This is a genomic window from Chitinophaga sp. Hz27, assembly GCF_042263525.1.
GTDB lineage: Bacteria > Bacteroidota > Bacteroidia > Chitinophagales > Chitinophagaceae > Chitinophaga.
In genome coordinates this window covers 563,102-575,295 of sequence record NZ_JBHKFJ010000005.1, presented here as the reverse complement: position 1 = coordinate 575,295, position 12,194 = coordinate 563,102, and the positions used below count along the sequence as shown (strand labels likewise).

General features: G+C 45.7%; 8 protein-coding genes. All 8 read right to left on the bottom strand.

Annotated elements, in window-relative coordinates; all coding sequences use genetic code 11:
• Positions 1-41 precede the first annotated feature (41 nt).
• Positions 42-482, bottom strand: coding sequence for a hypothetical protein (locus tag ACE38W_RS14310; RefSeq protein ID WP_375831880.1), 441 nt, complete (start codon positions 480-482; stop codon positions 42-44).
• 120 nt (positions 483-602) lie between these two features.
• Positions 603-2,753 (bottom strand): IPT/TIG domain-containing protein, encoded by a 2,151-nt coding sequence (locus tag ACE38W_RS14305; RefSeq protein WP_375831878.1) that lies wholly within the window; start codon positions 2,751-2,753, stop codon positions 603-605.
• Positions 2,754-2,764: 11 nt separating this feature from the next.
• On the bottom strand, positions 2,765-6,004 hold the full coding sequence (locus ACE38W_RS14300) for a carboxypeptidase regulatory-like domain-containing protein (protein WP_375831876.1): 3,240 nt from the start codon (positions 6,002-6,004) through the stop codon (positions 2,765-2,767).
• Between the two features lie 2 nt (positions 6,005-6,006).
• Complete coding sequence (locus ACE38W_RS14295) at positions 6,007-6,987, bottom strand: fasciclin domain-containing protein (protein WP_375831874.1); 981 nt, start codon at positions 6,985-6,987, stop codon at positions 6,007-6,009.
• A gap of 12 nt (positions 6,988-6,999) precedes the next feature.
• Complete coding sequence (locus ACE38W_RS14290; RefSeq protein WP_375831872.1) at positions 7,000-8,184, bottom strand: fasciclin domain-containing protein; 1,185 nt, start codon at positions 8,182-8,184, stop codon at positions 7,000-7,002.
• Positions 8,185-8,194: 10 nt separating this feature from the next.
• On the bottom strand, positions 8,195-9,271 hold the full coding sequence (locus ACE38W_RS14285; protein ID WP_375831870.1) for a fasciclin domain-containing protein: 1,077 nt from the start codon (positions 9,269-9,271) through the stop codon (positions 8,195-8,197).
• Between the two features lie 10 nt (positions 9,272-9,281).
• Entirely contained in the window at positions 9,282-10,460 is a 1,179-nt protein-coding gene (locus ACE38W_RS14280) for a hypothetical protein (RefSeq protein WP_375831868.1), read from the bottom strand.
• A gap of 11 nt (positions 10,461-10,471) precedes the next feature.
• The gene (locus ACE38W_RS14275; protein WP_375831866.1) at positions 10,472-12,193 is read right to left on the bottom strand and encodes a hypothetical protein; all 1,722 of its coding nucleotides are present in this window, start codon (positions 12,191-12,193) and stop codon (positions 10,472-10,474) included.
• Between the last annotated feature and the right edge of the window lies 1 nt (position 12,194).

The following is a 12,194-nucleotide window of genomic DNA, read 5'->3' as shown; positions in this document are numbered from 1 at the left end:
TGTATGTATTATTTTTCTGATGGGAGAAGTCTGCGTATGTATTATGCTACAGGATATTGCTGATTCAAATCCTTAGCCATCTCTTCTATTATTAATTTGTCTTCATCTCGATTTTTCCATCCTCTTTCCTTCCGCATGATCTCAAGGATATGCGGGTGATAGACCTTTTTCAGACGCCAGTTACGGATATGCTTTGAAGGGATGACAATAAGGATATTCCGTGCTGTCTTGCGATGTTTTCCAAGCACATAAATCTTTTCATATCCATCGCCCCATCGAACAGGAAAACAATAGACTTTGGTGCCGGGAGAAAAATGCTTAATGCCATAAACTGTTTTGCCTGCGGCATTTACGTGTTCACCTTCAATATTGCCAACCAGACACCAGATGAAATCTTCTGCTATTGGGCTTTCTCCGTTTGCAGGCTTGCTATTCGCCTGAGCTGATTTGGAGATGAATATTTTTTTGATTAATCGTAGCATAACATCTGACAGGAATATGAATGTTAAGGTATGGAAAAATGATTGGTTTATTCAATACGTCCCAAAAACAAGCAGGGCGCCTCTTTTCAGAAACGCCCTGCGACAGCCAGCAACTATTGCTTATCGCAATATTATCTTTCTTAATGATTTATTATATCGTTCTACTACAAGAAGATTTCCTTCTTTATCCAGTGCGATATTATAAAAGTTATTAAATAAGCTCTTTGCCAATGTACCGTCAACAAAGCCGAAAGCTGGCGATGAGCCGCCATTCCAGCCAGCAATGCGTGTTACCTGTCCATCTTTAATATATCGGATAGCACTGTTTTCTGCCAGGTACATTTCATTTGTATTGCGGTTATATGCGATACCATTGATACTGGCGAATTGCGCGGTAGTGAGTGAACCATTGTTATAACCAAAAGTGCTACCTGCATAACGCGACACCAGATCATCTGTAAATGAATAGACGTAAGGATTGTCATTATCACCGGCAAAGTAAACCACACCAGCATTATTAATGGCGATATTACCCGGCGGACTGGTATAAGAGACACCTAACTTACTGGAGTTACCCAAAGCATCTATTTTAAATAATCCATTGTATTGACCGCCGTAGTACAGCAACCCATTTTTATCAATTCCCAGTCCTGTCACAAATAAAGTAACCTTTGCGAACGTGCTTACCTGGCCAGCAGCTGTAATCTTCCTGATGGCGCGGTTGTTACCATCGCTGACGTACATGTTATCCTGCGCATCAATGACGATGTTATTGATGTAATTAAATGCAGCATTGGTGCCGTAACCTTCTGCATTGCCGGCGCTGTTGTCTGCCCGGCCTGCGAAAATACTCACCACACCGTCAGCAGTAACTTTCTTCACCACGTTTCTATCTACCACAAAATAGTTGCCTTTTGAATCGGCTACCACGCCCATAGGATCTGCAAAAACATCCAGCTGCGGACCGCCTGCAATTGTTACAACGCCCGCACGTCTGAACTCAGGACCAGTAGCATCCAATGTGCCCGCGGTCACCTTTAAAAGGCCTGTGCTTACACCGGTTGGTACAATGATCTTCAGGGTGCTGTCTGTTGCCGCAGTAACCGTAGCATTGAGCGAACCAATTGTAACGATGTTGGATGCCGCATTGGTATTGAAGCCCATGCCTTTCACCAATACTTCTGTACCCGCCAAACCGTTATCTGGTATCAGCTGCTTTACACCTAAGGCCTGTTCTTTAAATACAGGGCCGTCGGACTGCTGACCATTTACAGTTACTACCAGCTTGCCAGTACCCGCGCCTGCAGGTACTTTTACGGATATCTGTTTTTCTGTGGTAGTTACAATAGTTGCCTGTTGGCCATTGATCGTTACAATAACCTCATCATTGAAAGTGCTGAAATTATCACCGGCAATATCTATGGTTGTACTGGCAGGCCCGCTCAGTGGTGCTACTACATTAATTAGTGGCTTAGGTACCACCGTAAATTGTTGTCCTACGGTTTTCTGTCCATTGATAGTAAGCGCCACCGGGCCACTGCTGACACCTTCCGGTACTTTCACCAGCAGCTGCGTTGTCTGTGCGCTGATAATCGTAGCTGCCTTACCGTTAAAGGTGACAGTATTACCAGTGTTGGTAGTTTCGAAGCCAGTTCCACTAATCATTACTTCGGTGCCTGCGCCACCTTTCAGGGGTTTCATGCTGTTGATCTGCTGGTAAGTAAAGTTCGGACCTTCTACCATCTTACCATCTACTGTTACTACAATTTTACCTGTACCAGCATTCGCAGGAATAGCCGCTACCAGCACAGTATCCGCAATACTCGTTACTACGGCGGCTTTGCCATTAATAGTAACTGTTGCAGGTGTTTCCAGACTGGAGAAGCCCGCGCCATAAATGGAAATGTTGGTCCCTGCCGGGCCATTCAGTGGTGCAACACGCTGCATGCTTAATTGCTGATAAGTATAGTTACCTGCATCAATTTTGCTTTCACCATCTTTCACTACTACCATGCCTGTGCTGCCGCCTTCCGGCACCAGTGCCATCAATATGGTATCTCTGGCATCTGTCACCTTTGCTTCCTTACCATTAAAAGCAATAGTAGTATTCTTGCCAAATCCTTGTCCGTACATGGTTACGATCGTTCCTGCATTACCACTGGTAGGCCAGAAAGAGGTAACTTTTAATGCGCGCATGTCGTTATTACGGTCACGCTTACACGCCGAAAAAAGTATTATCAGTAACGACAAGAGTATTAATCTCGTTTTCATAATTTTTTGCATTAGAATGAATACCTGAGCCCAAGTTGTACCTGCGCTCTTGAGTTCAGAAAATCAATGGAATATGGTGTGCCCGGATCTGCAAAATTATATACCGGGTAAGCACCTGGATTTTGTTTTGCAGGGAATGCTGGTGTTAAACCTGCACTGGCAGTAGAGTTGAAGGTATTTGGAGAGAAATAGGAAATACCCCAGTTCTGATTTACCATATGTGTGAGATTCATGATATCCATCGTAAAAGTGATGTACTGTTTACCTCCAAAATGATACTCCTGTGCAAAATGCAGATCAGCCTGCACATTCCATGGGGTACGGGCTGCATTCCTTTCTGTAAAGGCGCCGCGGCGGGTACGCAGGTATTTGTTGCTTTCTACATAAGCATTGAAGGCGTCTGCCTGTTGTTGGGCGGTACGTTCTTTGGTATCTGCAAAAAATTTCACCGCCTCTTCTGCGGCAGGTACATAAAGCAAACTTACCTGCTGTGGCAAGCCTTGTATGCTGTTGTTTACCACACCATAGGTAAACGGACTGCCCGACTGCGCAGATACAAACAGTGTCAGTTGGCTGTTCCATGTTTGGTTCCAGCTTTTGTGATAACCGATATTAGCCACAATACGATGACGGAGATCAAAATTAGACCAGGCCAGCCCTGGATTATTTGGATTCAACGCCTGGTTGAGCTGCCAGTTGCTCTCCATAGAGTTCCTGATACCATTGGATACATCTTTTGCGCCACCATAGGTATAAGCCAGCGACGACTGCCAGTTATTTTTATTGTAATTGACACTACCAGTAATGCTATAACGATAACCTTTGCTGGTATTGCTCAACAGATAAGCATTTGAAAAACGTGAATCAACCGTGCCATTAAATACTGGCTGCTCGCGGTTTTTATCATATGCATAATAAGTAGGATTGTCCTGGATATTTATCTGCTGGAATAATACATCTTTGATAGTTTTGGTAAACATACCTTCCAGTGTATACTTCCATCCTGATTTTGACGTATAGTCGATACCGATAGAAGAGCGCCAAACCTGTGGCATCACAAAGTTGTTGTCCACTACGTCTACTTGTGTTTTACCGGCATTGGCATTATTGGTAACAGCGCCATTCTGCTGGATAAACTGTGTAATGCCATTAGGTCCACCTAAGAGTGGATCGCTGCCCGGTGTAAATGCTTTAGTATCAGCCTTCTGGTCGTATGAACCGTAGCTTACGCCGTTGTTATAATAGGCGTATGCAAGCCATGCAAAAGGAATACGGCCAGTAAATAGGCCGGTACCACCACGTACTATCAACGCCTGGCTACCCAGTACATCATAGCGGAAACCCAATCGTGGCGACAGCTGCACTTTTCCAAGGTAGCTGTTGTCGATTTTGTTTAACGGCGTGTAGGTGTAGGTGTTACCAAAATAATTGTCGGTGATGGCATCGCGGGTTTTATCACTCAGCAGTGGCTTTTGTGGCAACCAGGTATAGTCGGCACGAAGCCCCGGAATCAGTTTCAACTTGTCGGTGACCTGGATTTCATCCTGTGCATACAAGCTATGCATGTTTACGTCAAACTTAGCTTCCGGATGCGCCAGGATGTAATTCCGGTCGTTGTTGTTGTAGTTATAGCTACCGCGTACGCGATAAGGTATATTGTTGAGATAATCTTCTATGCTTAAATAATCTACTCTGCCATTCCAGCTATTTACAAAGCCATAGTTGATATGATACAGCTCATTGTGAGTACCAACGAGTATCGTGTGCTTACCTGTTCTGTAGGTAAGGTTTTCGGTGATTTCGAGGGTACGCTGCTTCATATCAAAAATACTTGCTTCCCTGTCGGTGCCCAGGTAGATAGTGGTTCCTGGTGTACGACCCATGATCTGTACTTGCGGAAGAGAAGGGTCCGACTCAGGATTGCGTTTGTCGTTTACTACGCTGTAGCCTGCAATAAAACTATTGGACAGTTTATTGTTGAAGCGTGATTTCAGTTCCATCACTGTGGAAGTCTGGTTGTTGACCTGCTGATAAGCCATGCTGCTGAAACGGAAATCCTGCTGGTCTCTGTCCATGTTGATGGCCTTAGACAAGATGGTATTATTGCGGAGAGAGAGCTGATGTTTATCTGAAATATTCCAATCCAGGTGGTTGAAGAACTTCTGCGATCTGGAGTACGACGTATAGTCGTTGGCGGTACCTGGGTCGAACTTGTTGTTTGTTCTTGCGAGGGTGGCCTTTCGGATATCTTCAGCATCGCCTTCGCTCATGATATGCGCGGTTTCTGGCATACCTACACGTAGTTGTGAAGGGTCCTGTCGTGAGGTTACTTCTTCGTTGGTGAAGAAGAAGAGTTTGTTTTTAATAATAGGGAAGCCGATACGAACGCCAGCCTGGCCGTCGTGGAAGTCGGCGCCCATTTTACCAGCCGGGCTTTTGCCCATTAGTGAGGCATTGCGGCCATAGGCATATACGGAGCCAGTGATGCTGTTGGTACCGCTGCGAGTAACGGCGTTGATACTACCGCCGGTGAAGTTACCAATCTTAACATCAAAAGGAGCGAGGTATACCTGCATGTCTTCGATGGCATCCAGCGAAACCGCGTTGGTGCGGGTGCTGGAGCCAGGCATGCCTGAAGCGCCGGTGATACCGCCTGCAGACGGACTGAAACCTATCGCGTCATTGTTGATAGCGCCATCAATGGTAACGTTGTTATAACGGAAGCTGGTACCGGCGAAAGAGTTATCACGGGAAGCCTGCGGCACCATCTTGGTGATGTCCTGCATGCTGCGGGAAGCGGTGGGCATGCTGCTGAGCTGCGTACGGCTGATATTCTGACCCGCGCCAAAGGTATTGGCGGTGCCCGATTTACGTGCTGCCGTTACCGTTACTCCACTCAAGTTTTTGCCTGCTGCTGTTAAGATGAAATTAAATGTCAGCGGTTCTCCCAATCTTACATTTAACTGCTCTCTCTTCTGCGTTTCCATTCCCATCATCGTAACAGTAATGGTATACGGGCCGCCAATGCGAAGTCCTGGCAGGTAATAGCCGCCATTATTGCTCGTTACGGCGCCATAGCGGGTGCCGGAAGGTTCGTGAACTGCTATTACGGTAACGCCTATTTGTGGCTCGTTCTTTTCATTCAACACCTTACCGGAAATGGTTCCATTGGTTTCCTGCGCATACAGCTTTGTGAGCTGCATTAACAGGACTATGAAAAAACAACAGATATATAGAATTCTCTTCATCATAATTATCGATTTTCATTTAATACCTGGTCAATGATATGCACCACACCATTGCCCGCCATCACATTGGATCTTACGAGCTGGGCAGCGGTTTTGTTGCCTTCCCCGGCCATGGTGATACTGGTATATTTTAAGCCTGTTTTAACAAGATTTATTTTTAATGTATTACCGTTATTCATGGCCTGTGTTGTTTGCTCGGCATCTCCTGTTGTCAGGATATAATCATAGATAAACTTGCGACCGGAGAAATAATGATACTGGAGCAAAGCGCTAAGCGTTTCGGGTGATGTGCGGGAAATGCTGTCTGCAGAAGGATATCCTGCTTTTCTGAAAGCGGCGTTGGTAGGCGCAAAAAAAGTATATACGTCATTGTTATAAAAACGATCTCTTAGTCCAGATTGCTGCAAGGCCACATTCAGAAAGGTAAGCGTGGTATCGCCGGAAATCACTTCTCCTGTTTTATCATGCTGCAATGGCTGTAGCACGTTGTTCATCACCTGTATCAAGCCATTGCTGGCACGGAGGTTGAAAGACAGGATAGGCGCGCCGTTGATGGTCACTACGGTATCTTTATTCTTAATCCATCGTGTCACATACATCTTCGCACCGGACAATGACGTAATCTCCTGGTTGAATTTAAAAGGTAACTTATTCAATTCCCAGGTACCATATACGATATGATATGCCACGAGATTGTTAAGTATCGCTCCACTTTCTTTCAACACGCTCTGGTCATTGATATAGCCTGCTGCTGAGAAAGCGTTGTTGTCGGGTATCAGCACCGTATATGGGCCTTCTTCCAGCAATTGATTTTTGTAGTTCGTTCTGCCAAGGGCAGTGCTGAAGGCTGAGAAATTGAACTTATTATCATTGATGATAAAAGTAAGTCTGTTCGAGATGGTGCTATCCGCAGAAAGATCATCTTTCTTTGTACAGGCGCCAAGGGCAAACAATAGCGCCAGGCTGGTATATCGTAGAAGTTTCATGTTGGCCATTTATTAGTTGGGTAATAGAAAGAGATCATCTACTTCATGCACTACGCCATTGGTTACACGATGATCTTTTTTCGCAAGCGAAATATATGGTTGGTTCACACCATGTCTTTTGACCCATGGCTGGCCATTATCTACCTTAAAATCAAGGCTGATATAAACTGGCGGTGTATTGTATGGCTGGCCATTCAACAACTGGATCCAGCTCAATTGTTTCGCGTTATCAGTAAGGTCATTAGAGAAAAATACCGGGCCGCCTTTCATGTTGCCATAAATCTGTAGCGCATTACTCACCTCCAGGCCATTTGCCATGAGTATACTATCCATGGCAGTTGTTGGCTGCTGATAATACATATGCTCGTCATAGTCCGGATAGGGCAGTGGATAAGAGCGCATGCAATAATCAAGGATATCTTGCGGCGTATGAAAGCCAGCCTTTGCAAAAGCATTATTAGTAGGTACAAACAGCGTGAACTGGGCTACACTCTGGGCCGACTTTATAGCGGGCATGACGCCCAAAGTGATATAGCTCTCATTGTACAAGCTATCGCTGATGAGCAGGGCGGCCACGTACATACTATATTCCGGCACACTTTGAATATACTCCCACATCGTTTGCTGTGGCGCTTCCAGAACGTGATTTATAGGGAAGATGATGCCATTGGAAGCCTGGATGGCAGTACCCCATTTGCTTTCAGCGCAGCCATTCACCAGCAGACTATCGCCATGTTTACCTAAGAATAATACATCGGTATAGTCGCTGTACCAGCCTTCCCGGCCATCCATAGGGCGTTTGGACATAGTAACTGCCGGTATATTGCCGACTACTGTTTCCAGACTTGAAGGTGTCAGGAACATGGGTATGATGTGGTAAGATAACAATGCTTTCAACTCCGCTGGTGTAGCATTGTTGATACGTGTGGCGGTCCAGCCGGCGGCAGTAAAGGCTTTGTCGTCGGGTACCAGTACGGTGCTGTTGGCAGTAGACTTTAACATATCCGCCATGTCAGCGCGTTGCAGCGCACTACGGAAAAGGGTATACGTAGTATTATTGATAACTTCCTGCCAGGTTTTATCCGCACCCTTTTCGCCAGGAACTGGCTGCCCAATTGGCGCTGGCTCGATATCCTGCTTGCTGCAGGCAGCCAGCAATAGAAACACAGGAAGGAGATATAGTAAGAATGATTTCATGGATTAGATTTTAACGCTTCATGAGTTCTGGTCGTAGAAATAAATCGGTCACGATATGTGCGATACCGTTAGCACACTGATGGTCGGAACCCGCCAGGCCATTGTAATAGCCAACACTGGAAGGACCGTCCGAATTTTCAGCCCAGAAGCCTGACTGTAATTTCATGACTGCAACGTTTGCAGAAGTAATGGCTGAATACCCCTGGAAATTGGGAGATACGCCGTAAACAGTATCTATTACTGCTATATTAGCGCCATAGACATTTGTTTTACTGACCATAACTCCATCAGTGGAGAAAACACGCATGGAGCGCATGTTCAATGTATATATGCTAAAAGTTGCAGGCTTATATTCAGCAGGCTTCATAGCGGTGATTTTTTCCAGCGTAAGCCCATTTTTACGAAAGGCGTCATTGTTCGGCACAAAAACGGTAATTGGTGATTTTGTTTTCAGATCTTCCCACATACCAAATTGGCGCATGGCAGCCTGGAACATGGAGAGGGAAGTGTCTGCAGCAATGAACTCCTGTACAGTAATACTGGAAAGCTGGAATGGTCTTCCGATAACATGCAATACCCCATTTGCCAGTGCAACATCCCTCTTTGCGCCGATGCCCATTAAGGACCCGTTTACCGCAATCTGTCTTTCTGAAGGATTAAGGATTAGCGGTGTGATGTCTAGGGAGATATACAATGGCTTATCTGCCAGCGTAGTGTATTTCATATCCAGTTGTAGTGGCAGCATATTGGTGAAGTATCTGTTGCGTAGGATATGATACTTCAGGATCTCCCTTAAACTATCCGTATTCATCGCTTCTATCTGTGCAATAGTGCTGATGCCTATCTGACCAAATGCCTGATTATCTGGCGCAAACAACGTATAGGCGTTGTTGCTGACAAGGGTGTCATATAGCCCTGTCTTTTTAAGTGCTGCGCTGAGCAGACTAAGGTCATAGTTGTTTTCGATAAACACACCCAATGAACGTGGCTGCGTAGCCCGGTCAATTGGCGGCTGGATGTTATCCTTGCTGCATGCGGCCAATCCGCATAACACCGCACCCAGTATATATTTTTTTAGCTTAAACATAGTCAGTCACTTATTGGTAAACAGGAGGCTCAAAGGAGCGCTGGATGGTGATTACATAGAACTTGCGGTTGATATACTCCACTGTGTTTACAGAAGAAAACGACCGCGGGTTATCATTGCCGGAATGTATGCTGATGATCATCCCTGTACGCAGGTCTCCTTTAATTTTAAACGGAAGACTGGAGGCTAATACATTATCAGCATAATCGCCCATGATGAGCCCGGAGTATATACCGGGAGCCTGATTGTCAGGGAATCCTGTATTCTGCGGATTAAAACCTGCTGCGTAGAAGCCGAACTGCTGGCTCATGTTCCCGGTAAATACCCTATTGCTGCTGGTGTCCGGAAAAAGAGGGAAACGCTGATAGGGAGCTACTGCGCCATCCAGGGAGCGAATGATACGTCCCATAGGCACACCATCGAAACCATTGATAGGCGTCATGCTGCCATCGTTTTTCCTGTTCAATGTGCAATACACGTTCATCGTATCACGCAGTTTCGTACTGATCAGCACCTGGTTAATGATTTCATTCGGCGCTTTTTCAAAGAAGCCTTTTGAACTCAGGTTATAGAAATTGACATATACCATTGAATCCACGAAAGGCTGATTGGGAAAGGTTTCCCGGCGCAGGTACATGATTGGATTATTCTTTTCATAATCTTCTGTCAGCACATGCATGGTATATACTTCTTTGCTGGAAAGTTCCATGGTGGTATCTACCAGCGAAATGCCCCTTTCTGTTTTGCTCAGCTCAAAGAAGGGAGTATTACTCAATGGTCTTGTTCTGAAAATAATGCGATGCTTGCCTGAAGGCACCTGCGCCCAGCTGGAGAGGTCATAGCCATTGAGAATAGGTGCAGCCATCACTCTGGTGGTACCAGGATATTCTTTCTGCCAGATGACATTGCTGGCGGCATCTGGATAAGGCCTTGCCCAGGGATCACGATGGTCGAGAAAATCGCCGGTGATAGCTGCGCTCACTGGAATGCCTTCAGCATCCAGTACCGGGTCTATCAGCATGGTCAGAAATGGCTGTGGTGCATCTTTTGTATCCAGCGAAGGAGAGTAGTCCAGGTTGTTGAATACACGCAGGTATGCAGGACTGTCGATGGTGGCGTATTCCGTTTTACGGCAGCTGCTCATCAGCATACCACCCACTATTAAACAGTATAGAAAGTATCTTTTCATGATGCAACAAATCATTTGGTATGTTTCACAATTATCATCTTTGCTTTATCGGAAGCCGCAGCATCGGAGCTGGTACGGCCCACTAACGCTACCGTATATACGCCAGGCTCGCTGCCAGGCAGCGCCGTCTGTTTGTAGCGCTCTGGTTGTGCAATGAACTGCTGACTACTTAGTTTATTCACGTTGCGCATCCAGTCGCCCGGCAATAGGGCCGGCTGAGAAGCATGCACTTGTATACCGCTGGTGAAGTTGACGATCATCTTGGTATATGGATCTGTTGTCAAGGCTTTACCGAAGAGTAGGTGTTGATTGCTGGTAGCATTATAGGCTAGTGTAAGTGGAAATGCCTGCCCGTTATTACCCATAAAGGAAACTTCTTTCATATCCGGGCAGAAATTCATGAAGCGCACCCAGAATGGAAATGCATCTTTCATCATGCTATAGGTGCCGTCGTCGCCGGATTTTCCATCATAGTATTTAGCACTGAGGTTATTGGCTACCAGCGTTAAGCCTGGTTGGCCCCCGCTATTAGCGTATAACCATGCAGTAAGATTATCTGCTGCATTCAGGTAGATTGTAGTATCTACCAGTATCTTTTTATCCTGGCCAATGGCTTGCAGTGTATGCTTGCCCGTTATAAGAATGCTATACTCACCAGCTTTTGCGTATGGCAAGGCTTCTGTAATGGCTTTGCCATCAACGATCCAGCTGATCGTTTGTCCCGCCATGGCATTAACGCCCTGTAATTTGCCATAGGTAAGGTTTAACGGATCATTGATGTCATTGATAATGCGAAAAACATTGTTGTCGGTAGATACCGTTTCTCCATTTGGATTGCCATTCGAAACTTTAGTGTCGTAATTAGAACTTACCGCAATCGTATATACGCCACCAGGCTGAAAAGTCTTGATAGGCGTATATGTCAGCCAGGTATCCTTATAACCTCCAACACCTGGTGTACCGTTAATATCCATGAGTGTACCGGTAGTAGGGTTGAGCAGATTGTAGCCGCCACCAGTAGCGGAAACTTCCCTGCCATCGGCATCCAACACTTTGAACTGGTAGGTACCATAAGGAATTTCGATATAGTCAGAGTAAGTCCCAGGCGCCACATCAGATAGCCCCTGGATTTTTGTGCCATCGGCAAATGTTATGCTCATAGGGCCTTTACGGTAAATGCCCGGAAGTGAATGCGCGCCTGGCATAGAAGAGAGATTAACAAGTCTCAGCTTAAATGCCGTTGGATTTGCGGGAGAAGAAATATCACGTGGTATACGAAACAAGGAATCCATATTACCACTGGCATTGGGATAGAAGTTGACGAAGTAATAATCAAAAGTTTTTACCTCATCTTCTGAAATGCTGAATGGACGAGCAGGCGGCACCAGCGCTTTAGGGCTCAACGCATAGAATAACACGCTGTCTGCCACGCCATTTTTAAATACTTCTTTAGGAATAGTAAACGTAACGCCTAAGCGACCTGTTTCCGGAAACCAGCGGGTACCTTTGGTGGTATTCTGATCGTAAACACCTTCCAGGTTAGGTTTGGTGAAGCTGGTAAGTTGCTGGCCATTCATCTTGATCTCTGTGGCGCCGGTCAGATTCACGATCCTGCTGTTGGACGGCGCATTAGGTAGTTGTACCACCCTGTTATCGTAAGAATAATCCAGTTTTTTTGTACAGGCCCCCAACAAAACGGCGGCACTGATAGTATATAGTAATTCTTTTTTCATG

Coding starts and splice junctions, on each gene's coding strand:
- ACE38W_RS14310 (WP_375831880.1), bottom strand. CDS start 482: ATGCTACGATTAATCAAAAAAATATTCATCTCCAAATCAGCTCAGGCG.
- ACE38W_RS14305 (WP_375831878.1), bottom strand. CDS start 2,753: ATGAAAACGAGATTAATACTCTTGTCGTTACTGATAATACTTTTTTCG.
- ACE38W_RS14300 (WP_375831876.1), bottom strand. CDS start 6,004: ATGATGAAGAGAATTCTATATATCTGTTGTTTTTTCATAGTCCTGTTA.
- ACE38W_RS14295 (WP_375831874.1), bottom strand. CDS start 6,987: ATGAAACTTCTACGATATACCAGCCTGGCGCTATTGTTTGCCCTTGGC.
- ACE38W_RS14290 (WP_375831872.1), bottom strand. CDS start 8,184: ATGAAATCATTCTTACTATATCTCCTTCCTGTGTTTCTATTGCTGGCT.
- ACE38W_RS14285 (WP_375831870.1), bottom strand. CDS start 9,271: ATGTTTAAGCTAAAAAAATATATACTGGGTGCGGTGTTATGCGGATTG.
- ACE38W_RS14280 (WP_375831868.1), bottom strand. CDS start 10,460: ATGAAAAGATACTTTCTATACTGTTTAATAGTGGGTGGTATGCTGATG.
- ACE38W_RS14275 (WP_375831866.1), bottom strand. CDS start 12,193: ATGAAAAAAGAATTACTATATACTATCAGTGCCGCCGTTTTGTTGGGG.